Source organism: Pedobacter chitinilyticus (assembly GCF_003313385.1).
GTDB lineage: Bacteria > Bacteroidota > Bacteroidia > Sphingobacteriales > Sphingobacteriaceae > Pedobacter > Pedobacter chitinilyticus.
Window position 1 is genome coordinate 169,941 of record NZ_QMHN01000007.1, and the last position, 24,573, is coordinate 194,513.

Below are 24,573 nucleotides of genomic sequence, written 5' to 3' on the forward strand. Positions count from 1 at the left end.
ATACAATGAATTTGTTTTTATAGCCAAAAATTATTCTTTTACCACTATATTTACTTATAGAATAATCTTTTAACGATGAACGAGCAAGCTAATTTCTTTGAACGCATCAAGCAAACACTACCCAGTTATCAAAATTTAGCACAGAGTGTTGCTGATATTTTAGGAATCAGCATTAACGAAGCTTATAAAAAGATACGGGGCACCAGTCTTTTGAACATCAATCAAATCACGAAGTTGTCTGATGGCTTTAGCATACCTTTCCAATATCAACCTAGTCAATTACCTACTGTTACCTTTAATTACGTAAGTCACAGCGACCAAGCAGAACACATGACTGAATATTTAAAGGAAATGTTGGCTACGATGAAACAGATTCAAAAAAGCAAGCAAAAACACATTACGGTAACCAGCGATGATGTGCCTATTTTCCATTTCTTCAAATATCCTACGCTAACGGCTTTCAAATTGTTTTACTGGGCAAATAACCCTAGCATGCAGCAGTTTGATTTTGAGAAATTACCTAGCAGCATTTTAGATATCGCCTTGGAGCTTCATCAGGTTTATCTGGAAATTCCAAGTACCGAAATTTGGGCCAAAGACACCATACATGGCACCATTGAACAAATAAGATATAGTTTTGAAGCTGGCCACATCGGCAATAAGGCTGATGCTGTAGCCATTGTGGAACAGTTACGATACTGCCTTACAGATATTAGCATGTACGCCATTGGCAGTAAAAAAACCATCGACAACACCCATTCTTTTAACTGGTATCATTGCGATGTATTGGGTGGCATCACCTACATGGTTGATCTCGAGCAATCAATGTTGTGCTACAACAGATTTAACACCTACAATTACCTGAAAACCGAAGACCAAACTTTTTGTCTACAAACTAAAGAATGGATCAAAGGATTGATCAATAAATCGATGGCTTTTAGTGGACAGGGCGAAAAACATCGAAACAAATACCTTTACCAAGCTTTTGCCGAGTGCGACAAGCTGATTGACGAGATCAACAAAGCTTAATTCGCGAAATTCGTTTAATCAATTCTATGCAGGCTCTGCCATTATGATAAGGGCATTTCCAAAAACCTGCTTTCACTTCATCCATAGGGTTGAGGTTTTCATCAACACCCCAAAACCATTCACCATTTGTTTTATCCTTGAGGTATTTTTTCACAAAAGCCCAGCTATTTAAGGATTGTTGCAGGTACTGTTGCTTTGCCGACAATTGCCAAGCGTTAAAGAAACCCACCATGGCTTCAGCTTGGGGCCACCAATGATATTCTTTTATCCAACGATTTGTTGTCCCATCATATTCATACAGCAATCCACCATTTTCAGCTAAACCTATAGCGGCGGCATCAGCCATCTTTAAAGCCAATTGTTTAAAATGGACCATCTGCGTTTGATCGTTGATGATTTCAGCAGCTTCAAACAATAACCAGGCCGCCTCAATATCGTGCCCGAAAGAAACCAAGGAAGATTTCACTTCCCAGTTCTCCGCAAAAAACAAATGCAAATGGAAGCGCTTAGAATCGACAATATGTTCACGAAAATTGTTCAACAGTTGGATAATGGCATTTTTCAATGCTCCATTGGGCCAAACGCTATACAAATTGGCATAAGCTTCTATCACATGCAAATGTGTATTCATCGATTTTTTTTCGTTCTGATCTTTCTCGCTTAAACGCAAATCGGCAATAAGTCCCCAAGCTTGGTCATGCGCTTCAATGTAGCCCGTAAACACTTCATCGTAGCTATATTTTTCAAGCAATTGATAGGTAGCTTTTGCTAGCTCAAGGGCTTCTTCGTTTCGGGTAGCTTTATAGTATTCACTTAAAGCATAAACGGCAAAAGCCTGTCCGTAAACTTGCTTTTTGCCATCCAACAAAGTGCCATCAGGGTTTAACGACCAAAAGAATCCTCCATTGAGCTCATCATTAAAAAAGTCGAGTAAGTAACGATAGGCTCGGTCGGCAAGCTTCAAATCACTTTCTTTATTGCTTAACAGATATGCCGACGAAAAAGTATAAAGGATGCGGGCATTCAACACCAATCCCTTAGCCGCAGGTTGGGCTTGGTTCAAATAATCTACCTGCGCATAAAAACCACCTTGCTGTTCATCCACGGTATAGGTAGACCACCATTGCAATAGATGATTTAATTCTGTTTTTAGTTCTTGTTGATATTGTTCAATGGTGATGGAACCCATGCCTACAAACTTACCCTTTCATTCAAATTTACCATTGTATTCTTTTCTCGGTTAATTTTTTGGTTGTTGTCGATGATATTGATAATCGTTTGAACAGAAGTGGCAGATCTCAAGCCGTCTTCAGGATTGTGGGTTACATAATCCAACAATTGCGCTATACTGGTGGTAGCCACATGCATTCTAGTATCTGAAGAAGCGTAATAAATATACACCGTTCCGTCATCGTCTAATATCCAGCCATTGGAAAAAATCACGTTCGACACGTCGCCTACTCTTTCTATCCCTTCGGGTGCAATAAAATAGCCTGCTGGCTTATGTGTTACCTTGGTTAGGTCGTTTAAATCGGTCATGAACATATACAGTACGTACCTTAAACCCGCGGCGGTATTTCGTACGCCGTGCGCCAAATGCAACCAGCCTTTTTCGCTTTTAATTGGCGCTGGTCCTTGACCATTTTTGGCTTCGTAAACAGTATGATATTGCTTTTGGTCAATCACTTTTTCTTCTTTTACTTCGGCATTTTCAATAGTATCAGACAAGCCAAACCCAATTCCGCCACCATTTCCAGCTTCAATGAAACTATCTTGCGGACGGGTGTAAAATGCGTATTTCCCATTCACAAACTCAGGATGCAATACCACGTTTCGTTGTTGTGCCGAATTGGTTTTTAAATCAGCTAAACGCTCCCAATTTTCAAGGTCCTTGGTTCGGGCAATACCGCATTGTGCGATGGCTGCCGACTGGTCTCCTTTACTGGCTTTCGGGTCTCTCCTTTCCGTACAAAACAAACCGTAAATCCAACCGTCTTCGTGAGCTACCAACCTGATATCGTAAATATTCGTGTCGGGATTTTCTGTTTCAGGCATCACCACAGGCTTGTCCCAAAACTTAAACTGATCTACACCGTTTGGACTTTCAGCAATGGCAAAAAAAGACTTACGGTCATTACCTTCTATCCTTGCCATAAGGATATATTTTCCATTAAACTTGATTGCTCCCGCATTCAGCACCGCGTTTACCCCAAATCGTTCTATCAAAAAGGGGTTGGTTAAGGGGTTAAAATCGAACCTCCAATTCAGCGGAATATGTTGAGCCGTTAATACTGGATTTTGATACCGATGGTAGATGCCATTTTCAGTGGCTAGCTTTTGATTGGGTTCTTGTATCAATTGTTGATGAGCCTTTGTCATCTGTAAAATACGCTCTTCGAAATTTGTCTTCATGTTTTAATCTTCTAATCTATTCCACCAGGTTCTTTTTAAAATAACTACGATAACGGCTAAAACAGCCAAATTCACGGCCAACTGCGTGTACATTCCCGTAATGAGGTACATGGGAAATATGGTTAAGCAGAGTTGGGCAACAACCCCCAAAATCACGTTGAACATGTCTAACTTAAAATTTTTATTGCCCTCGAAAGTAGGTTCTTCTGCTACTACCAATTCATGGATGGGCTGCCAAAAGCCCCAAGGTTTTACATTTTTATAAAATGATTTTAAAACGGTCACATCTGTTGGCGGAGCAGCATATGTACCCACTACACAGCCAATAAGGGAAAGCACAAAAAGTGCTGGCCACCAAAATAAAGGCAATCCTGTAGTTAGGTATGGCATCAGTAAAGCTGCGCCGACACCTACCGCCATTCCCCAGAAAAAACCATTGGCATTAAAGCGCCACCAGTACCATTTTAAACAATTGGCCGCTACATAACCGCCATACAAACCACCTACTATCCATTGCAGAATATCGTTCACATCTTTGGCCAAGAAACCAAAAAACACACCCGCAGCGACTACCACCACACCTACGATGTAATTCATGGAGATAATTTTTTTGGTGGGAGCGGTTGGGTTGATGTATTTTAGGTAAATATCATTCACGATGTAGGCCTGTGCAGCATTTAAGGTTCCACTAAAAGTGCCCATAAAAGCACCCAGCAAGCCTGTTAGTACCAAACCAAGTACGCCCACTGGCAAAAAATTATTAATGGTTGCGGGCAAAATCTTCTCAAAATCGGTAATGCCATTGGCATCTTTAAGGTAGATTTGATTATAATACAAAAGTGCCAATACGGTTAAACCAGTCACCATGGTGTATCTGATAGGCAGCAAAACGATGCTCACAAAGCCCGTCATTTTACTGGCTTCCTTAGGACTTCTGGTACTCAATATTTTTTGCATATCATAATTAGGTGCTGGGCCAGCCAATGAGGCAAAAACACCCTTCAATAACATCATCATAAAGAAAAGACCAAACAGACTAAAACCGTCATCAGCAATTTTCTGATTGGCTTCTGCCGCAATCTTGCTCCAGTCGAGATTGAGTTTCCAACCAAAGAAAGGGTCGTTCCAACCATGGGGTACATTTAAACTTTGAGTAGCTAAATGCTGTACGGCAATGACACCGATAGCCAAACAGGCCATGGTCATGATGATGTATTTAATGGCATCGCCCAAAACAATGCTATGCATCCCTCCCAAAATGGAATAGAACATGGCAAACAGCGTGAAGACAATGCCATAAAAATGCGGCACATATTTATCCGTAATATGAAAAGGCACATATTCCTTCACATAGTCCCATGGCACAAACACTTGGATGAACTTGCCCAAACCAATAAAACCGTAAGCCAAAAAACCGAGGCAGCTAATAAGCGCAAAGGCAATGACAATGGCATGGGAGCCGTTCACTCCTTTTCCGACTAGGCCAAATCGCGTCTTTAACCATTCGGCACCTGTAGTCGCATTCGACCTTCTTAACCATTTGGACAAAAACATCATCATAAACACTTGGTTAAACACTGGCCACAGCCAAGGAATCCAGATGCTTTTGAAGCCATAAACAAAGCATAGCGCCACCATCCACATGGTGCCACTGATGTCGAACATATCACTGGCATCGCTAAGCCCCAACATATACCAAGGCAGCTTTTTACCGCCCATGAGATAACTTTCTTTGTCCTGTTTGGCTTTATTCTTCATGTAAAAACCAATCAGCACCATAGTGGCGAGATAAATGACGAGGATAGCGATGTCGATGATTTGCAACTTCATTAGTTTGGTTAGTTTGTTTGGTTTTGGTATATCTTTTTGTTACGGAGTTTTTTCTCCAACAACACTTTTGGATTTTGGGAGAAGCGTTTAAAATCTTCGGCCGAAATGCCTCCTTTGTATGGAGCATAGTAATGCATTTTTTTGGAAGATGGCATGTAACCTGCGTTGCGCCAAACAAGTACATACGAAAGCGGATAATCTTTAATGGCAGGCCACAAAGTACCTGTCCACCAATTTGGGTCGGGCACATTTTCGAAGCCTGTTTCGGCAAAGGCGGCTAGCTTATTTTTTTCGGCAGCTAGCTTGGTCACTATTTCCGATTGTCTTTTGATTTCCTGGATAAAGTTCTCTTTCTTCTTCAGGTCAAATTGATAGGTATCAAAACTCAATACGTCTACATAGTCATCTCCAGGATAACTGCGTAAAAAATCGGCTTCAGTTTTAAAATCATTGGTATTGTACACCATTATCAGGTGGTCTATTTTTTTGGTGTTCCTCAAATAATCGGTCGTGAATTGCCAAATCTCCTTCATTTCTGTTGGCGTGGTGGTATTACTGCCCCACCAAAACCAACGCCCTGTAAGCTCATGAAAAGGCCTAAACAACACTGGAATGTATTCGCCTTTGGGGCCTTTTAAGCTCAACAGAAAATTGGCAGCCTTATCCAACCATTGTTTATACAGCTCGTGCTTATCGCCCTTTGGCAAAATAGCCTTTACCGTATTGTGAGTAGTATCCCATGAGGAGCCGCCCGTTAAGGGATTATCAAAATGCCAACTAATGGTGATGACCGCTCCTCTTTCGTAACCTGCTTTGATGTAAGTCTTCATTTTCTCAAAAGGCACGCCATCGATGTTATTTGCCGAACCATGTTCAATTCTTCCGATATCCCATCCATACACGGCTGGATAATCGCCCGCCGTTTCCTTCACATCGCTTCTTCCCTCTTGATATTTCCAGCCTACGCCATAAGCCAAATCATCCTGATGGCCAAATAAAACATACTTTTTGCTTAAGGCATGTAAGTTTTGGTACAAGGCTTTTGTTTCCTTTGTAGAATTGGAATGACTGAGCTTTTGGGCCAGCACATTTTGCAAGCTAATTAAAGCAATCACCAAAGGGAGCAGGGTTATTTTTTTGAGCATAAATAAAGATTAATAGAAGCCAACATCGTCAATGTAAACCTGCGAAGCGAAATTGCTAAATTCCTGAAAGGTAATGTATTCGATGGTTGCGGGGTTACCAATATTGATTAGAGGCACTTGATAGTCCGTCCATTTTCCTTCGTTCAAAATCAATTCGTAAGTTGCTGCCGCTGGCGTTACCGAAATTCTAATTTTCTTACCCTGCGTGCCTGTGCCACCAAAAATGGATATTTTCACCATGCTGTAACCTGTGGTATTGAACTTGGACACCAATCTAAATCTTACCGCACCAAAACCTACATACGTCGCTTTAATGGCTGCTGTACCTCTTCTGTTATTTTCGGTACTGGCGAAGTTAAGCGTGCTCGAATAAGAGGTATTGGTCCACGAGTTCCTCAAGGCATCATCAAAAATGGTGTGTTTTAGACCGAAAGTTTTAGTGGCTGTTACCGAACCTACAGGGGTAGTAACCACCACAGGACCATAAGTTACACCCGTAGGCACTTTGACTTTGATTTGCGTTTGAGTGCTGGAAACGATGGTCGCATTTACACCATTGATGGTCACTGCGCTCAATCCTTTAAAGTAATTACCAGCAATGGTGATTTCATCATCCGGCACCCCAGCACCTGGCGAAAAATCTTCAACCAATGGAGAGGGTTGCCTAATTTTAAAATTAAGTGTTGCGGTTCCGTATTTGGTAGTTACCGTAATGGGGTTGTTAATAGGATCAGTCAAGTTTGCTGGAATTTTAACCGTAATCCCATTATCTTCGGCATAAGTAAGCGAATCCGCAGCAAGCGTTCCGTTAAAGTCAACCTTTTGGGTGCTTTTTAAGTTTGTGCCCTTAATGATGATCCAATCACCATAATCAACTGCCTGTAGCTCGGTACCTCTGTTGGTTAAATTAGTAATTGCCGTAAGTGTTGGTGGCGCGGTATTTTCTTCTTTATCTTTTTTGCAACCAAGGAGCACCAGCATTGCTACGGCAATGAAGTAGGCACCAAAATATTTTGCTATCGTTTTCATCTGTTCAACTATTTAGTCATTTAATGATTTACCAGCCTGGATTATTAGTTCTGTTGAGCGCTGTATTTGAATTTAGTTCGCCTAACGGAATAGGATACAATAGGTTTTTATTAGCTCGTAGTTTAGAGATATTGTTTTGCCCCGTGCCAATTTTATTCATCACCTGCAAATAAATACCCCAACGCATCAAATCAAACCGCCTAATACCTTCCAGATTAAATTCCCTTGCTCTTTCGGCCAATACAAAACTTCTAAACTGCTCAGAGGTCATGCCTGCAGGCGCGTAAGCCTCTGGTACTGGTGTAGCAGGTGTACCTGTCTTCAAATAAGCTCTCAATCTTACCTCATTCAGGGCGTTATAAGCTAAGGTAGTTGCGCCATTCACTTCATTTTCGGCTTCAGCGTACATCAGATAAACCTCTGCATAGCGCAATAAAGGGACAAAAGCGTCACTTCTTACCACCGTTGGCTCCGTTACGCTGTATTTAATTGTATAAGCACGTTCTGCCGTGGTAGAACCTGTATTATTATAGGTTACGCCATTAACCACTTTGTATTTTGCCGACTGCCATGAAGGATAAAAGATGTTTGTTCCTTGCAAAGTGGTATAATTATGGGTAATGCCATCCAACACCCTCGTATCAGTTTCGTCGTAATCCTTATAGTGGTTATTAGTGGTAAAAACGGCTCCCTGTCCAAAGGTTGAGCGTGCAGAAAAATAATTGCCAATTTCGTTGATAAAGCTGGTGCCCGATAGCGATTGTAATTCCCACATTTGCTCTTTGTTGTTCCTTCCTGCAATGCTCCACAAATCTTTCCAGTTGGGGGTAAGTGCATAGGGCCCGCCAGGCACCAATAGTTCTGCGGCCTTATCCCTAGCAAGCAGGAAATAAGCCTTAGAGTCAATACCTTCCAATCCTGCCACCACTGTTTTAGCATAAGTGTAATAACCGTTATCAGTGCCACCTCTCACGGTTACGTTTCCTGTTGCAGCTCCCGAACCAATGGTTAAATAAGTTTTCGCTAAAAATGCTTTGGCTACCCCCTGATTTACTCGGCCCACTTCTCCTGCTTTGGCATGCCCTGCTGGGAATAAATTAGCTTCTGCAGACTTAAAATCGGAAATGACCACGTCATAAGTTCCTTTTACCGTCGCTCTAGGCACATTGGTTTCAGGATTACTAGCTGAAATGGTTTTCAAATGAATGGGCACTCCGCCGTACAATTGCACCAATTGGAAATAGGCCCAACCTCTTAAAAAGTAGGCTTCTCCCAAAATTCTTTTCTTTACATCTGGATCAATGTCCGTAATGTTCACTACATTTTCCAATACAGAATTTGCCCTCGAAATAATGGTGTAACAACCTACCCAAGGCCCATCAACACCCCAATATGATTGTGGGTTACCTGCTCCTGTAGTTCCTAAATACCAATCGGCTCCTGAAACGTGGTCATCATCTAAAATAGTCATGTTCCAAAAGGGCTGCAAGTACATTTCCCAAGTGTATAAAGCAGCATATACGCCATTAATGGCCGCTTTTGCATCGCTTTCGTTTTTATAAAAATTCTCTGGAGAATAAAATGAGTATGGTTTTTCTTCCAATGCCTTTTTGCATGAAATGGTGCTTAACAAAGCCAAACCAATTACCGATACCGTTAAATATTTTGAAATCGTTTTCATGTGGTTAAGGTTTAAAAGTTGCAACGTAATGACAGGTTGTAAGTTCTAGAATTAGGGTAACCTCCCAAGTCTACTCCAAACAATGCGGGGTTATCGCCATAGCTATTGATCTCAGGATCGTAACCCGAATAGTTGGTAAATGTAAGCAGGTTATTAACGCCTACAGATACCCTCATGGCCGATATGGTTTTTGATTTTAGCGGAAGGTTATAGCCCAAGGTAATATTTTTAACCCTCACAAAACTTCCATCCTCAATAAATCTTCTAGAGAAAAAGATGGTCCTAAAAAATTGGCGCATTACTTTTGGCCCCGTAGCATTGCTATTGTCTTGCCCAGCCGCCCAAGCACCATCTGCCATTTCTTGGGTGATGTTTTTATTACTTCCCAAATTAGCATTAAAACGGGTGTTCATATTGATGATGTCGTTTCCTTGCGACCCATTGATAAACACGCTTAAATCAAATCGTTTGTATTTAAAATTATTGGTAAAACCGAAGGTATAGTCAGGATTTACATCTCCGATAAAAGTTCTATCGCCTTGCGTAATTGCCGTTGGATCATTATCCAAATTTTTATACTTGATTTCGCCAATGGTCCTCAAGATAATTGAATTACCTTGATTGGTATACATGGGGTCGTTCCTTACTTCAGCTTCATTATCATAATAACCATCCTCTACATAACCATACAACGCACCAATAGGCTTGCCCACGGTTTGGATAAATGGCGCATCGCCAGTAGAAATGTTACGGGCATATTGTTCTGTAACGTCAGCACTAAGGCTTAAAATTTTGTTGCGGTTAAAGGCAATGTTAAAATTTGATTTCCATTCAAAATCCTTGCTTTTCATCACCGTACCACCAAGTGTTACCTCCAAACCTTTATTTTGAATAGATCCTGAATTCACCAATTTGGTTTCAAAGCCTGTAGACGATGGAATGATCAAGTTCTGCAACAAATCGTCCGTAATTTTCTTGTACACCTCTACCTGCAAATTCAAACGGTTATTGAACATGGCCACATCAAGTCCCAAGTTATAGGCACTGGTGGTTTCCCATTTCAGTTTTTCATTGGCGGGGCCAGAGAATAAATCGTTGGCCAAACCTGTTTGAACAGCACCACCAAACACGTAGTTATACACACTTAATTTTGAAAGAGAGGCATAAGAACCAATCCCTTGGTTACCCGTTTGTCCGTAACTGAAACGCAACTTCAAATCGTTCACAAACTTTAGTCCCTTCATAAACTCCTCGCTCGAAACTTTCCAAGCCACTGCTGCCGATGGAAAACCTGCCCATTTATTGTCTTTACCAAACTTGCTGGAACCGTCCTGACGGTAAGACACCGTCAATAGATAGCGGTCATCAAAACTATAGTTGGCCCTTCCCAAAAATGAAATCAGGGTCGATTGGTATCTTGAAGTAATTACTGGCATCACTACTTCACCTGCCGCTAAATTTTCGTTCTGCAAAGCATCGTTAGGAAAAGTTTTGGCTTCAGCTCTTTTACTCTGTCCGTTAGTACGCTCATAAGTTCCCGCAGCCATCACATTTAAGTTATGCTTATTAATGGCTTTATTATAAGTCAAAATACTTTCGGCCACGCCACTGTTCCAAATGTTATCCGCTTTTAAGCCCCAGCCTTTCATCGAAAAGCCTTCGTAAACCGTTCGAGGATAATATTGGTCTCTGTTGCTACTAGAATAGTTGAAACCTACATTTTGTCTGAACTTAAAATCTTTCAGGAAAGTAGCTTCCAAATAATTAGATGAAAAGATATTTAGGCCTTTTACGGTATTCAAGATATCATTTACATAAATATAAGGATTGGTGATAAAAGCATCGCCAACGCCATCATAAGCAATGGGGTCGGAAATAGTGGAAGGAAAAGTTAAAGCCGACCTGATAACCCCCGCACTTGCCGCATCCGATTTATCCGTCCCTGTTTTAACCCCATTGGTTCGGGTACTTGCAATGGAAGTACTGGTTCCCACTTTAAAGGTTTTGCTGATATTTCTATTCAAATTTAAACCCAAGCCCAATCGATTGTATTTAGAATTGAGCACGGTTCCTTCCTGGTCTAAATAGTTAAAGGTCACACTATGCGTTCCTGCATCGGTTCCACCAGAAATGTTTAACGAATATTTTTGATACAGGCCATTTCTAAAGATGCGGTCTTGCCAATTGTTGGTATCGCCTACATAATCTTGTGGCCCTTTCGAATAATAAGTGTTTCCTGGATTCGCTGGGTCGGGCACATTAGTTCCTGGAAATGGGATGGTATAATTAGTGCCCGTATATTTGTTTGAGTTTAAATAAGCCAAATTTTGATAAGCGGCATACTCTGAGGCATTCAACACATCAATTTTCTTTGATACTGATGCGATACCTGCGTTAAAATTAGCTTCCACCTTATCTTTTCCGCTTTTACCTTTTCTAGTCGTAATCAGCACTACCCCATTGGCTCCCCTTGAACCGTAAATAGCGGTAGCAGACGCATCCTTTAAAATATCTATGCTCTCGATATCATCTGGATTAAGAAAAGACATTGCATTAAGCGTTTGCTTTTCATCTTCTCCCAGCGACATTGGCGTAGCCCCACTACTGGAATTGTTAAAAGGTACGCCATCTATCACATACAAAGGTTCTGTACCACCCAAAAAGGAGTTTGATCCACGCACTCTAATGCTTAATCCAGCGCCAGGAGCACCGTCATTTTGGGTGACGTTTACCCCTGCAACTTTGCCTTGCATGGCCTGCAACACATTGGTAGGCACGTCTCTGGTTAAATCTTCTCGGTCAATTCGAGCAACTGACCCTGTTAAATCCGATTTTTTGACGGTACCGTATCCAATAATCACCACATCAGATAGCGTGGTACTGGCGGATTGAAGGCTCACATTGAAATTGGTTTTGTTTCCAATGGCAACCTCTTGTTGCACTTTACCTAAATAGGAAAAGGTAATGATTTGAGCAGTTGATGGAGCATTAATGAAGAAACTACCATTTTCATTAGTAGTGGTAGAGATTTTAGCACCTTTTATGCCTACTGAAACTCCCCCAAGAGGAAGCCCATTTTCGTCCATTACCTTTCCAGACAGTTTTTTGTCCTGCGCAAACGCTTCGGCAACAAACAACACACATACAAAGAATGCTAATAAATAGGTGGTTAGTTGATTACGCATAAATAGTCATATTTGGTTAATTCAAAAGTAGCGCCCTTCATAGCCTATTAATAATACTTTATTATCCATTTATAGTATTTTTATCTCTAAAGATTGTTTTAAAACAAAAAAATATGGTTTATTGTACTGCAATACAAATCATTAAACATAAATATATTATTATATCTATTACAATCGTTAATGATATTATTTTATCCTTTTGATTTGTCTTTATTTATCTTTTAACATATGATAAAGGAAATTACCCCACTCACCACAGGTGATTGCTTTACCATTTTTGAGCGTAAGAAAAAGGATTTCGACTTTCCTTTACATTACCACGAGGAAATGGAACTCAATTTTATTTCAAATGCCAATGGCGCCCGCCGCGTGGTTGGCGACCATATAGAGGAAATTGGCGATATTGAACTGGTGCTGATTGGCTCGAACCTTCCGCATGTATGGGAAACCTATAAACTAGGCGGACAGGAAATACACGAGGTGACCATTCAATTTCACAAAGACTTACTTGATGAAAAATTTTTGCGTAGAAACCAGTTACGTGTTATTAGGGAGATGTTTGAAAAAGCAAAATGCGGTATCCTATTTTCCAGCGACACTGCAAAAGCCATTGGTCCCCGACTCATAAAACTTAACAAGCAACATGGTTTTGATTCGGTGCTTGAACTGATGTCCATTTTGCACGACCTGTCTACCTCCAGAAATATGCGTACGCTTTCCGACTCTACTTTTAGCCAAGCTGAATTTTCGTATTCTAGCCGTAGGGTAGAAAAGGTGATGGAATACATCAACCACAATTTCGACAAGCAGGTATCTCTTTCCGAAGTGGCTAAAATAGCCAACATGACCGAGGTTTCCTTTAGCCGATTTTTTAAGAACAGAACAGGGGCGAGCTTTATCGACAGCCTAATTGAAATACGTTTGGGGCACGCTTCTCGTAAACTAATCGACACCTCGGAAACCATTTCGGAAGTTGCCTACAACTGTGGCTTCAACAACATTTCTAACTTTAACCGTATTTTTAAAAAGAAGAAAGGCTGCACCCCTACCGAGTTTAGAGACAATCTTTCTGGTCATCGTATTTTTGTTTAATTTTTATGAAATATAGAATCGCATTACTTTTCGTAGCATTTTTCCATATCCAAGCTTGGGCCACCAAAACCACTTTCTACCCAGCCAACCACCAAAATATCCAGTACATCGGCCGAGGAGATTTCTCTAATCCCTTACAACCAAAATTTTGGGCATCTGGCGCTTACGTACTTATTAACTTTAGCGGCAGTTCATTTACCGCGCACCTCAATGATGAAATGTTGTGGGGAAATATCTTAAACTACCTGGAGGTGAAAATCGACAACCAACCCGCTTTTCGCATACGTTTATCTGGCGAGGAAAACAAGCTGTTGTTGGCTAAAAACCTACCCAAGGGCAAACACACCATCTTAATCTGTAAAAATTCTGAATCGGAAAATGGCTACATTTCATTCACAGGTTTTGATTGCGAGAAGCTATTGCCTCCACCAGCTCCTCAAAAAAGGAAAATGGAGTTTATTGGCGATTCTATTACCTGTGGCGCAGGAAGCGATGAAAGTGAAATTAAATGCGAAGCAAAAGGTTCTTCGTGGCACGACCAACACAATGCCTATTTTGCTTACGGTCCCAGTACTGCCAGAAATCTGAATGCTCAGTGGCACCTTACTTCTGTATCAGGTATTGGGTTGATGCATAGTTGTTGTGGCAAAAAAATCATCATGCCACCAGTGTACGGTAAAATTAATCCTGCCAGAGACAGCCTCGTTTGGGACTTTTCCAAATACCAGCCCGATGTGGTGACCATCTGCTTAGGGCAAAACGACGGCATCCAGGATTCAACTCAATTCACCAGCGCTTATGTCAACTTCATGAAAAAATTACGTGGTTATTATCCCAAAGCAAAGTTAGTGATGCTGACCAGTCCAATGGCTAGCCCGCAACTTAAAGCTGCTTTGGCAAAGTATATCAGTGCCGTAAAAACTACGCTTAACCAGAGTGGAGAGAATAATATTGCCAGCTACTTTTTCGAAATCAGGGCAAATGGTGGTTGCGGAAAACATCCCTCTTTAGCAGAACATCAGCAAATTGCGAATGAACTAAGCGCTTTCCTTAAAAAAGAAATGGATTGGTAATCGACGTGAGTTTGAAATAGGCATTTTGCAATTTTTCATTATCTCCAGCCCTAGCAATCCCTCTTCGTTCTACTAAAATCGCCTTGGCCTGTTCGGCAAATACAAATTGGCCTGACTACTAACTTTAACAGAACAGGGCGCAGCCGTGGATTTTTTTGCATACTTTTTTCATCTACAGGAAAAAAGTTTGTCCGCGAAGCGACAGAACCATAAATAGCAGCAGAAAACTGATATTTTGAGTCGAAGTGCTGATTGTATAAGTAGAACCTCAGCTCGGTCAAAACAGCCCGTAGAACTGATGCTGAAATAAATTCAGCATGACGAACCGACCATCTGAAATCTTCCTGACCTATAGCGAGGCGAAAAGCTACGCAGTACTACAGGCTTAAAATGACAAAAGATTATCGAATAGATCTTCCTACCTGTTGTACAAAACTGTGGAAGTTCACTTTCTTTTGTCTATCGCCCAAACGTACAATAATTACTTTATTTTGTGGGTTAACATATACCGACTGATGGAACATGCCCTGAGCTTTATAATCGTACACCTTTTTAGCATAAAAATATCTGCCGTCAGGATTTCTTTCCACTGGATAATCCAATCCTTCTTTCCCCAAAGAGCTTACCGCACTTACCGAATCCTTGAAGAACTTAAAGTCCCTAGTAGCCCAAAATTGGTTCTTATAACGTAGTTTAGTCAACGAATCTGGGTTGGTAGTTACCTCCACCCATTTTTTGGAAACAATCTGCTTGCCTTCCCAGTTACCACCATTTAAATAAAGTCTGCCAATTTTAGCAAAATCAAGCGCAGTCGCATTTAAACAGCAAAAAGCTTTAATGTTTCCTTCATCATCCATACTCCAAAGCGCATTACTTTCTGCTCCTAAGGGCTGCCATAAACGCTCTTGCATTTGCGCTTGAACACTTTTTCCAACAGCCTTCTCTAAAATAAAGGCCAGCACCTGCGTATTGATACTTTGGTATTCGAAAACCTTACCAGGCTCATGCTTCATCTTCAACTTGCCCACCATCTTTTTCAAATTCGCTCCGTAATAGCTACGCACAATTTTCGAAAACGGGTTAAAAGATCTTTCCGAAAAATCAAATCCGCTGCGCATATCTAGCACATGCTGTAAGGTTAAACGGTTAAAACGTTCATCGTTTTTGGCCAATTCTGGCAAATATTTAATCACCAATTCACTAGTCGACTTAATTTCGCCCTTATCAATGGCAATGCCCACCAAAGTGCCCACAAATGATTTAGCTACCGAAAAGCTAGGCTGTTTAGTCGTTAAAGCTTTATCTCCAGAAAGATATTGATAAATGATACTGTCGTTTTTAATTACCAAAAAAACATTGGTTTTGGTAAGCTTTAAAGAAGTGTCCAAATGCAGTTTTAATTTTTCATAAGCCTTATTGGGATAATTGTGCTTAAAGTAAAATGGCGTAGCCGATTTTTGGATGGTCACGTTTTCGAACTTGGCACTATCACCCAAATCAGGAATTAAATACTTAACAGACCTTAAAGGCACACATGCCACAAGAAAAAGTAAAATGGCAACTAAAGAAAAGGTAATTCTCATTGCTGCTAAAATACATATCTAAAAAATAAAACCATGCAGGAATTAAGGAAATTAAAATGGGTAGGAGAAAGATTTAATGATAGCTTAATGCTCAAAAAGATCTGTGGGATAGAATTTTGTACCTCGAAGGAGAAATTTGCACCTCAAAGGACCAATGGTTCTCCTTGGAGGACCAATGTTGCACCTTTTAGAAGCAATAATGTACCTCAGAGGAGCAATGTTTCTCCTCGGAGGACCAATGTTGCACCTTTTATAAGAAATGATTCACCTCGGAGGAGCAATGTTTCTCTTCGGAAGACCAATATTGCTCCTTTTCTAAGCAATGACGCACCTTGGAAGACCAATGTTGAATCTTAATAAACAAACCCAAACCTCCCAAAAACAAAAAATCCCACGGAAATAACCGCAGGATTTCTATATCATAAGCATTTAAAGCCTACTTTTTAGTAATCCGTAAATCAGCAAAATCACCTCCAGAACCCTCACCTACCCATAAACCTATTTTACCATCCTTACGGTCATTTAGCTTAAGTACACTTAAACAAGGTTTACTGCTATGGTTTACATACACCTCTATCTTGGGATAGTTCACTACAATCTTAACATGAAACCAATCGTTCGGGTCGGGTGCTAAAGGTATTTCCTTTTCGTATTTTCCATTTTGTTCCTCCCTTAACCTTTTCCATGGAAAATCAGGATGGGAAATGTATTGAACAGCGTGAATGCGACGAACCGAATCAGACGACTTGAAATTAAACGGACGGAAGTAAACGGCATCAAGTGTTTTCTCATCCTTTCCATGAAAAGCAATGCCTGTAAAACTCCTTTGTAGCACATCCTTCCCCTTAATATCTAATTCAATGATCCCATTGCCAAAACTCACCCCTTCCAACCAAGCCACACCATCTCCAGTAGTTTCAGAAAAACGAACCGCACTTCCATTTTTATCTTCAACCGAGGTGAGCGTACGACCAAACACTTGGAGCTTTCCTTTTTTATTTAAATCGTTAAGGTTGTATTTAACCTGCTTATCTTGTCCAAATACATTTGTTATAAAAACTAAAGCAATAATAGCTGGCAAAAAGTTGTGTATTTTCATTTTAAATCTATTGATAAAAAGTTTGACTGAAATTTAAGCAATTTCTAAGTGATGAAGTCTATAAAACAAAAAAATCCCACGGTAACAACCGCAGGATTTATATGATGTTCAGTCATCGTCAGCTAACCACTGACCACTAGCTACTAACCACTAAATATGTATCGCTCTATTTTCAGTAGCAGCCAAAGCAGCCTCTTTTAAAGCTTCAGTATAAGTTGGGTGTGCGTGGCAAATTCTAGCTACATCCTCTGCCGAAGCACGGAATTCCATCGCAACCACAGCCTCAGCAATCATATCCGCAGCACGAGGGCCAATCATATGAACACCTAAAATTTCGTCTGTTTTTTCATCAGCCAATACCTTTACAAAACCATCAGTATCCATGCTTGCTTTAGCGCGTCCACTCGCTTTAAAAGGGAACGAACCCGCTTTGTATTTCACGCCAGCAGCTTTCAATTGCTCCTCCGTTTGCCCCACAGAAGCCACCTCTGGCCAAGTGTAAACCACCCCAGGAATTAAGTTATAATTGATATGAGGTTTTTGTCCAGCAATAGTTTCCGCTACATAAATCCCTTCATCCTCCGCTTTGTGCGCCAACATCGCTCCTTTAACCACGTCGCCAATAGCATAAACACCTTTAACAGCAGTTTCTAAATGGTCGTTTACAGGAATTTTATTACCTCTCTCCTCAGGCGTAATGCCAATTTTTTCTAATCCCAAACCTTGGGTATAAGCCGTTCTACCAACCGCTACAATGCAATAATCAGCTTCCAATTTCACCGCTTCACCTTTAGCATTATCAGCAGTTACCGTTACCACTTTACCTTTAACCGATGCACCAGTTACTTTGTGGCTGGTTAAAAACTCCATGCCTAAAGATTTCTTTAAAACACGTTGTAATTCTTTACCTAAACCAGCATCCATTGTGCTGATAATAGATGGAGCAAATTCTACAACCGTAACCTTAGTCCCTAAACGAGCGTAAACCGAACCTAGCTCCAAACCAATTACACCACCACCAATTACAACCATTGTTTTAGGTACTTCTTTCAAAGTTAAAGCCTCGGTCGAAGTAATGATACGTTTTTTATCAACTGGCAAAAATGGCAAAGCCGTAGGTTTAGAACCTGTAGCAATAATTACGTTTTTAGTGGTTAATTTCTCGGTGCTACCATCAGCTTTAGTTACCAAAATGGTGTTTTTATCTTCAAAAGATGCCACACCTTCAAAAGCATCAATTTTATTTTTCTTAAACAAATAAGTAATACCAGCAGTGTTTTGAGCAACTACGTCATCCTTACGGGCAATCATTTGCTTCATATCAACCTTTAAATCTTTTAGGTTAATACCATGAGTAGTAAAAGTATGAGCCGCGTTATGGTAATGCTCCGAAGAATCTAACAAGGCCTTAGACGGGATACAGCCAACATTTAGACAAGTACCGCCATAAGTTTTATATTTTTCTACTACCGCTGTTTTTAAACCTAATTGTGCACAACGGATGGCACCTACATAACCGCCCGGACCCGAGCCTATAACAACTACGTCGTATTGCATAATCTTTTAAGAATTTTTGTTAGGGCAAATGTACACTTTACCACCTAAACCCCAAAAGTTACAATGTTTTAATGTTGTAAAAACTTGCTTATGCACTTCGCCTTACAGATCAAAGAAGTTTAAGGATTATTTTTTGAAAAGCTTCCTAAGTATTTCATCGCCCCCGCTAGCCAGGCTTTCCGCTACAATCTTTTTGTTCTAGCCAACCTGTCATTCCAATGAACGAGGAATTTATTTCTCGTCTACTTAATCAAACAGATCCTTCACTAGCGTTCAGGATGACAGCAATAATAACAAAAAGTATTTCCGCTGCAATCCCGTTTAGTTTACAAAGCCAATGCTATCTGCGAAAAATGCCTGTGGTTGGTGTTATCACCATACCACTCCCCTCCCGATAAATTTTTCCTTAAACCTCGTAGGTTTTAAAAACCTACGAGGTTTGTTATCCTATTCTACTGCCGACGCAAGTACCCCACTTGTACCTTTACCAAAACTTTCATTTAATTTTCCGCTATAAAAAGCACATGCTTATATTTGAGTATGATTAAATTAAGAAACCTTCCATTTTTTGTTGTGGGCCTAGCAGCTTTGCTTTTAGGCGTATTGGCATTTAGAAATGATTGCCCTACCGTGTGGTACATCATTGCCTTGATATATTTCATTTTAGGCTTTGCCTTTCGTAAACCTGTTGACACTGCCGACGGCGGCCACTAACATTTTGCCGTCATTTCGACAAGGAGAAGCATAATGGGGTACAAACCTATCCCGTTGCTAAATTTCTCACACGCGTTCGAAATGACGGTATTATTTTCATTCTTTTCTATCAAGAGCTTTCAGCCTCAAGCTTTCTGTTTCAGCACCCTAAACTAAACAACATAATGAAACGTATTATCATCACCCTCTTACTCTTTTCTTGCCTTTTTAGCCAAATCGCTTCAGCGCAAGAAACAGATTCTGCCTACGTACGTAACCATTACACCAAAATAGAACGCCTTATCCCCATGCGAGATGGTGTAAAACTATTTACCGCCATATACATTCCTAAGGATATTTCCGCCAACAAAAAATATCCGTTTTTAATTAACCGTACCCCATACACAGTGAGACCTTATGGCGAAAACGAATACAAAACCAGTTTGGGAGGCTATCCAGCAATGATGCGTGACGGTTTTATTTTTGTGTACCAAGATGTACGTGGCCGTTGGATGAGCGAAGGAGAATTTGAAGACATTAGACCAACCAACCTTAAAAAAGGCAAAAAAGATATTGATGAAAGTACCGATACCTACGACACCATCGATTGGTTAGTGAAAAATATTCAAAACAACAATGGCAAAGCGGGTATGTACGGTATTTCGTATCCTGGCTTTTATTCCACAGTTTCTTTGGTAAAATCACATGCAGCATTAAAAGCAGTTTCGCCACAAGCTCCCGTTACCGATTGGTTTATTGGTGATGACTTCCACCATGGCGGCGCATTGTTTTTAATGGATGCTTTTAAATTCATGACCTCTTTTGGGGTTCCTCGTCCAAAACCAATTACCCCCGACAAAGGACCTAAACCTTTCCAATTCCCTATCAAAGATAACTACCGTTTCTATTTAGAAGCTGGCTCGGTAAAAAACCTAAAGGATAAGTACATGGGCGACAGTATCAAGTTTTGGAACAACTTATTTAAGCATCCTAACTTAGATACTTTTTGGCAAGCACGTCAAATTGTAAGACATTTAAAAGATGTAAAACCTGCAGTGATGGTGGTAGGTGGTTTTTTTGATGCTGAAGATGCTTATGGCGCTTTCGAAACCTACAAATCTATTGAAGCGCAAAATCCTAAAGCCAATAACATTTTAGTAGCAGGTCCGTGGTACCATGGTGGTTGGGTGCGTGGCAAAGGCGACAGTTTTGGAGACATCAATTTCGGTACGCCTACAAGTACTTACTACCAAGAAAACTTAGAATTGCCATTTTTCAAATACTACCTCAAAGGCGAAGGCAATTTTAACGGTGCCGAAGCTAATATTTTCTTAACAGGAAGCAACCAATGGAAAAAATTCAATACTTGGCCACCCCAAGATGTGGAGCTGAAATCATTGTATTTTCATCCAAATGGCAAGTTATCGTTCACCAAACCTAGCGGCAATAACAGCTATGACGAGTATATGAGCGATCCTAATGCTCCTGTGCCTTATCAAGATGGCATCCAAGCCAACCGAACCAGAGAATACATGGTAGATGACCAACGTTTTGCTTCGAGAAGACCAGATGTAAAAACTTATCAAACCGATATTTTAACGGAAGACATCACCTTAACTGGCCCAGTACTGGCAAATTTAATGGTGAGCACTTCGGGCACCGATGCTGACTACGTAGTGAAATTGATTGACGTATATCCAGAAGACACCAAAGAAGTTTCACCTGCCGATAAAGATAAAATGATGGCAGGTTACCAAATGATGGTAAGAGGCGAGATATTAAGAGGCAAATACAGAAATAGCTTCGAAAAACCTGAAGCTTTTATACCAAACCAAGCCACCCAAGTAAAATATGCGCTGCCAGATGTAGGCCACACCTTCAAAAAAGGTCACCGCATCATGGTACAAATACAACACTCGTGGTTTCCATTGGCCGATAGAAATCCTCAAAAATTCATGAATATTTACGAAGCACAACCCAGCGATTTCCAAAAGGCCACGCACAGAATTTATCATGATCAAACCAATAGCTCTTTCTTATCTTTACCTATATTAAAGCAATAACATAAACAAGTCGTCATTGCGAGATGCGAAGCAATCCCATAAGAGTCGCTATATCATCGCTTTAAGATTGCTTCGTACCTCGCAATGACTAAAAATCAACCACATAAACACATAGCCTTCAGATTACCTATGTGTCTATGTGGTTAAAATACAATCAAATGAAAAAAATATTTACTCCCCTTGTACTAATATTGCTATCATCTATCACGTTTGCGCAAAACATGCTTGGCAGCAATGAAAAAGAAGAAAGAGCAAAATTTTTGAGAGGCGCTTTAACAGATTTAAGAACCTGTTACGACATCAATTACTATCATTTAGATGTGAAAATCGACATCGATAATAAATCAGTAAGCGGCAGTAACGAATTTGCATTCACCGCCACCAAAGATTTTGAAAACCTACAATTTGATTTGTTCGAAAATTTAAAAGTAGAAAAGGTTGTTTTTAAAGGAAAAGAACTGCCATTTACCAGAGAGTTTGCAGCTGTATTTGTAAAGTTCCCAAAAATAAAAAAAGGCAGCAGAGAACGTTTTACCGTTTTTTATAGCGGCAAACCCATAGTCGCTAAAAGAGCACCTTGGGATGGCGGTTTTATTTTCAAAAAAGACAAATCAGGCAATCCATTTGTATCCGTAGCCTGCCAAGGTTTGGGTGCCAGCGTTTGGTGGCCCAACAAGGATCATCAGAGCGATGAGGTAGACAGCATGCTCATCAGCATCAGTGCCCTAAAAGATTTAGATTGTATTGCCAACGGTCGTTACAGAGGCAAAACCCAAGGTAATGACGGCTACACCAAACATCATTGGTTTGTAGGTAATCCCATTAACAATTACAATATTGCTTTTTACATAGGCAAATATGCGCACTGGAGCGACTCATATGATGGCGAAAATGGCAAACTAAGCTTGGACTTTTATCCCTTGAAAGAAGACAGCACTAAAGCTCGCCCTCATTGGGATGCTGATGTAAAACCGATGCTCAAATCGTTCGAATACTGGTTTGGCCCCTACCCTTGGTATAAAGATGGCTACAAGTTGGTACAAGCGCCTCACTTGGGCATGGAACATCAAAGCGCAGTAGCCTATGGCAATCAATATCAAAAAGGGTATTTGGGAAGAGATTTATCTGGTACTGGAGCTGGTTTAAAATGGGATTTCATTACCATTCACGAAACAGGACATGAGTGGTTTGGCAACAACATCACCACCAAAGACATTGCCGATATGTGGGTACATGAGGGCTTCACTACCTATTCGGAAGTTTTATTCACCGAAAGCACTCAAGGTAAAACAGCTGCAAGTGATTACCTTATTGGCTTGCGCAAAAACATTGAAAACACGGCTCCAATGATTGGTAAATACAATACCAATACCGAAGGTAGCGGCGATATGTATTACAAAGGTGCCAATCTGATTCATACCATACGTCAGTTAATTAACAACGACGAAAAATTTAGGCAGATTTTAAGAGGCTTGAACAAAACCTTTTACCATTCTACCACCACTTCTGCCGACGTTGAGGCTTATATCATTAAGCAAAGCGGATTAAAACTTGATAAAGTATTTGACCAGTACTTACGTCACGCTGCCATCCCTACGTTAGAATATAAAATTGAAAACGGCACATTACAATACAGATGGATTAGCGACGTAACAGGTTTTGATATGCCTGTAAAAGTAAGCTTAAAAGCGGATGAGTACACGGTGGTTAAGCCAAGCAACCATTGGCAATCTGTAAAAGTAGATGCTTCAATTACTCCTGAGAACTTTAAGGTGGAACGAAATTTTTATGTAAACACCAAGAACGCAAAATAAGTTGCCATTTGATGCAACCATTATGCGTTTGAGTCGTCTTCATTATCGGGTATGGAAAATCCTGTACCCGATAAACCACTTAATTAAATATGAAGACAACCTCAATCCTTACACTCCTTATTGCATTAGCAACACAAGTTTCCTTTGCTCAAAAAAGAACCCCAATTATCAAAGCTAACGCGACACAAGTTAGCATCAGGGATGATAAAACCTTAATTAAAAACGCTTGGCATATCGTTCCAGAAGAGAAACTGGACGTTTACGTAACATCAGGAAAAAAGGTTACGTTTTATACGGACATCGACTCTATCTCTTTTAAAATTGACCCTAAGGTTGGAAAGTATGATTTTATTATTCTCCTAAACGGCAAAGACACCGCCAGAACGCAAATTAAATATCAGGAAAGTAGATTAGGACAGCTTAAAAAAGCAGCGAAATACAACAACACCGACAACCGTTTCATTCCAAAATTCACTTACCAATCTAAAGAAGATGCAAATTTACAACGTGTAAGAAAAGATTTGAAGCTCGATTCCATTGCAGGTACTGGGAATGAACTATCACAAATCTTCAATCTCATGCATTGGGTGCATAATTTAATCAGACATGACGGCAGCAGCAATAATCCTACCCTAAAAAATGCGATAGATCTTGTGAAAATATGTAAAGCAGAAAATAGAGGTGTGAATTGCCGAATGCTGGCGACTATTCTTAACGAATGCTATTTAGCCATGGGCATCGCTTCCAGATATGTGACTTGCATGCCTAAAGAAACAAAATTCGATGATTGTCATGTCATCAATATGGTTTATTCAAAAGACCTTAACAAATGGATTTGGATGGACCCAACCTTTGATGCTTATGTGATGGATGACAAAGGAAATTTACTAGGTATTCAAGAAGTACGTGAGCGACTAATTAAAGGCCTCCCTTTGGTACTAAATGCTGATGCCAATTGGAACAGAACCAACTTGCAAACGAAAGAAGAATACTTAGAAAAATATATGGCCAAAAACCTATATCGCCTGCAAAGTCAACAAGTAAGTGAATACAACACAGAAACTTCGGCGAATGGTAAAAAAATAACTTATATCGAACTACTACCTTTAGACGGTATTGAACAGGAGCCGCAACTAAAAGAAACAACCAATGGAAAAACAGGCATAACTTTTATCAACTATAAGACCAATAACCCAAATTTATTTTGGACAAAACCTTAAATAATTAAAAGAAACTACTGTAAATTTACGTTAGCATATTAATACTGAAATGAATTTCTAATTGATGC

17 protein-coding genes are annotated in these 24,573 nt (G+C 40.2%); 7 read left to right on the top strand and 10 right to left on the bottom strand.

Annotation, left to right across the window (positions count from 1 at the left end; all coding sequences use genetic code 11):
• Window positions 1-75 precede the first annotated feature (75 nt).
• Window positions 76-1,029 (top strand): helix-turn-helix domain-containing protein, encoded by a 954-nt coding sequence (locus DUT70_RS19025; protein ID WP_113648953.1) that lies wholly within the window; start codon window positions 76-78, stop codon window positions 1,027-1,029.
• Here the strand turns inward: DUT70_RS19025 and DUT70_RS19030 are convergent.
• Genes DUT70_RS19030 through DUT70_RS19060 form a run of 7 tightly spaced genes read right to left on the bottom strand, consistent with a single transcriptional unit; the run spans window position 1,016 to window position 12,311 of the window.
• The gene (locus DUT70_RS19030) at window positions 1,016-2,218 is read right to left on the bottom strand and encodes an AGE family epimerase/isomerase (protein ID WP_113648954.1); all 1,203 of its coding nucleotides are present in this window, start codon (window positions 2,216-2,218) and stop codon (window positions 1,016-1,018) included. The two genes, DUT70_RS19025 and DUT70_RS19030, sit on opposite strands and share 14 nt — an antisense overlap.
• Before the next feature lie 2 nt (window positions 2,219-2,220).
• Window positions 2,221-3,441, bottom strand: a complete 1,221-nt coding sequence (locus DUT70_RS19035) for a glycoside hydrolase family 130 protein (protein WP_113648955.1) — start codon at window positions 3,439-3,441, stop codon at window positions 2,221-2,223.
• Between the two features lie 3 nt (window positions 3,442-3,444).
• Window positions 3,445-5,271 carry a sodium:solute symporter family protein gene (locus DUT70_RS19040; RefSeq protein ID WP_113648956.1) on the bottom strand — a complete coding sequence of 609 codons (1,827 nt, stop codon included), beginning with the start codon at window positions 5,269-5,271 and terminating at the stop codon, window positions 3,445-3,447.
• 8 nt (window positions 5,272-5,279) lie between these two features.
• Window positions 5,280-6,416: a glycoside hydrolase family 26 protein gene (locus DUT70_RS19045; RefSeq protein WP_113648957.1), complete on the bottom strand. Its 1,137-nt coding sequence runs from the start codon at window positions 6,414-6,416 to the stop codon at window positions 5,280-5,282.
• Between the two features lie 9 nt (window positions 6,417-6,425).
• Window positions 6,426-7,445: an IPT/TIG domain-containing protein gene (locus tag DUT70_RS19050; protein WP_113648958.1), complete on the bottom strand. Its 1,020-nt coding sequence runs from the start codon at window positions 7,443-7,445 to the stop codon at window positions 6,426-6,428.
• Between the two features lie 28 nt (window positions 7,446-7,473).
• Window positions 7,474-9,126, bottom strand: coding sequence for a RagB/SusD family nutrient uptake outer membrane protein (locus DUT70_RS19055; protein ID WP_113648959.1), 1,653 nt, complete (start codon window positions 9,124-9,126; stop codon window positions 7,474-7,476).
• A gap of 11 nt (window positions 9,127-9,137) precedes the next feature.
• Window positions 9,138-12,311, bottom strand: a complete 3,174-nt coding sequence (locus DUT70_RS19060) for a SusC/RagA family TonB-linked outer membrane protein (RefSeq protein WP_113648960.1) — start codon at window positions 12,309-12,311, stop codon at window positions 9,138-9,140.
• Between the two features lie 228 nt (window positions 12,312-12,539).
• Between DUT70_RS19060 and DUT70_RS19065 the strand changes: the two genes are divergently transcribed.
• Both DUT70_RS19065 and DUT70_RS19070 read left to right on the top strand, forming a co-directional pair.
• Complete coding sequence (locus tag DUT70_RS19065) at window positions 12,540-13,403, top strand: AraC family transcriptional regulator (protein WP_113648961.1); 864 nt, start codon at window positions 12,540-12,542, stop codon at window positions 13,401-13,403.
• A gap of 5 nt (window positions 13,404-13,408) precedes the next feature.
• Window positions 13,409-14,476: an SGNH/GDSL hydrolase family protein gene (locus DUT70_RS19070; RefSeq protein WP_113648962.1), complete on the top strand. Its 1,068-nt coding sequence runs from the start codon at window positions 13,409-13,411 to the stop codon at window positions 14,474-14,476.
• A 401-nt stretch (window positions 14,477-14,877) separates the two neighbouring features.
• Here the strand turns inward: DUT70_RS19070 and DUT70_RS19075 are convergent, their stop codons facing one another.
• From DUT70_RS19075 to lpdA, 3 genes are all read right to left on the bottom strand, one after another.
• Complete coding sequence (locus DUT70_RS19075; protein WP_113648963.1) at window positions 14,878-16,059, bottom strand: serine hydrolase domain-containing protein; 1,182 nt, start codon at window positions 16,057-16,059, stop codon at window positions 14,878-14,880.
• 436 nt (window positions 16,060-16,495) lie between these two features.
• Entirely contained in the window at window positions 16,496-17,158 is a 663-nt protein-coding gene (locus tag DUT70_RS19085; protein ID WP_113648965.1) for a hypothetical protein, read from the bottom strand.
• 150 nt (window positions 17,159-17,308) lie between these two features.
• On the bottom strand, window positions 17,309-18,715 hold the full coding sequence (gene lpdA, locus DUT70_RS19090; protein WP_113648966.1) for a dihydrolipoyl dehydrogenase: 1,407 nt from the start codon (window positions 18,713-18,715) through the stop codon (window positions 17,309-17,311).
• A 540-nt stretch (window positions 18,716-19,255) separates the two neighbouring features.
• On the opposite strand from lpdA, the gene DUT70_RS21245 reads away from it, so the two are divergent.
• The 4 genes from DUT70_RS21245 (at window position 19,256) to DUT70_RS19105 (ending at window position 24,505) form a co-directional block, all read left to right on the top strand.
• Entirely contained in the window at window positions 19,256-19,429 is a 174-nt protein-coding gene (locus DUT70_RS21245) for a hypothetical protein (protein WP_162926672.1), read from the top strand.
• A 164-nt stretch (window positions 19,430-19,593) separates the two neighbouring features.
• The gene (locus DUT70_RS19095) at window positions 19,594-21,471 is read left to right on the top strand and encodes a CocE/NonD family hydrolase (protein WP_113648967.1); all 1,878 of its coding nucleotides are present in this window, start codon (window positions 19,594-19,596) and stop codon (window positions 21,469-21,471) included.
• Between the two features lie 158 nt (window positions 21,472-21,629).
• Window positions 21,630-23,285, top strand: coding sequence for a M1 family metallopeptidase (locus DUT70_RS19100; protein WP_113649082.1), 1,656 nt, complete (start codon window positions 21,630-21,632; stop codon window positions 23,283-23,285).
• Between the two features lie 89 nt (window positions 23,286-23,374).
• Entirely contained in the window at window positions 23,375-24,505 is a 1,131-nt protein-coding gene (locus DUT70_RS19105) for a transglutaminase-like domain-containing protein (RefSeq protein WP_113648968.1), read from the top strand.
• The last annotated feature ends 68 nt before the right edge of the window (window positions 24,506-24,573 follow it).

What these genes read in the sequence shown, in the direction of transcription:
- DUT70_RS19050 (WP_113648958.1), bottom strand. Translation starts at nt 7,445, where the DNA reads ATGAAAACGATAGCAAAATATTTTGGTGCCTACTTCATTGCCGTAGCA.
- DUT70_RS19055 (WP_113648959.1), bottom strand. Translation starts at nt 9,126, where the DNA reads ATGAAAACGATTTCAAAATATTTAACGGTATCGGTAATTGGTTTGGCT.
- DUT70_RS19060 (WP_113648960.1), bottom strand. Translation starts at nt 12,311, where the DNA reads ATGCGTAATCAACTAACCACCTATTTATTAGCATTCTTTGTATGTGTG.
- lpdA (WP_113648966.1), bottom strand. Translation starts at nt 18,715, where the DNA reads ATGCAATACGACGTAGTTGTTATAGGCTCGGGTCCGGGCGGTTATGTA.
- DUT70_RS21245 (WP_162926672.1), top strand. Translation starts at nt 19,256, where the DNA reads ATGATTAAATTAAGAAACCTTCCATTTTTTGTTGTGGGCCTAGCAGCT.
- DUT70_RS19040 (WP_113648956.1), bottom strand. Translation starts at nt 5,271, where the DNA reads ATGAAGTTGCAAATCATCGACATCGCTATCCTCGTCATTTATCTCGCC.
- DUT70_RS19035 (WP_113648955.1), bottom strand. Translation starts at nt 3,441, where the DNA reads ATGAAGACAAATTTCGAAGAGCGTATTTTACAGATGACAAAGGCTCAT.
- DUT70_RS19025 (WP_113648953.1), top strand. Translation starts at nt 76, where the DNA reads ATGAACGAGCAAGCTAATTTCTTTGAACGCATCAAGCAAACACTACCC.
- DUT70_RS19105 (WP_113648968.1), top strand. Translation starts at nt 23,375, where the DNA reads ATGAAGACAACCTCAATCCTTACACTCCTTATTGCATTAGCAACACAA.
- DUT70_RS19100 (WP_113649082.1), top strand. Translation starts at nt 21,630, where the DNA reads ATGAAAAAAATATTTACTCCCCTTGTACTAATATTGCTATCATCTATC.
- DUT70_RS19030 (WP_113648954.1), bottom strand. Translation starts at nt 2,218, where the DNA reads ATGGGTTCCATCACCATTGAACAATATCAACAAGAACTAAAAACAGAA.
- DUT70_RS19065 (WP_113648961.1), top strand. Translation starts at nt 12,540, where the DNA reads ATGATAAAGGAAATTACCCCACTCACCACAGGTGATTGCTTTACCATT.
- DUT70_RS19070 (WP_113648962.1), top strand. Translation starts at nt 13,409, where the DNA reads ATGAAATATAGAATCGCATTACTTTTCGTAGCATTTTTCCATATCCAA.
- DUT70_RS19075 (WP_113648963.1), bottom strand. Translation starts at nt 16,059, where the DNA reads ATGAGAATTACCTTTTCTTTAGTTGCCATTTTACTTTTTCTTGTGGCA.
- DUT70_RS19085 (WP_113648965.1), bottom strand. Translation starts at nt 17,158, where the DNA reads ATGAAAATACACAACTTTTTGCCAGCTATTATTGCTTTAGTTTTTATA.
- DUT70_RS19045 (WP_113648957.1), bottom strand. Translation starts at nt 6,416, where the DNA reads ATGCTCAAAAAAATAACCCTGCTCCCTTTGGTGATTGCTTTAATTAGC.
- DUT70_RS19095 (WP_113648967.1), top strand. Translation starts at nt 19,594, where the DNA reads ATGAAACGTATTATCATCACCCTCTTACTCTTTTCTTGCCTTTTTAGC.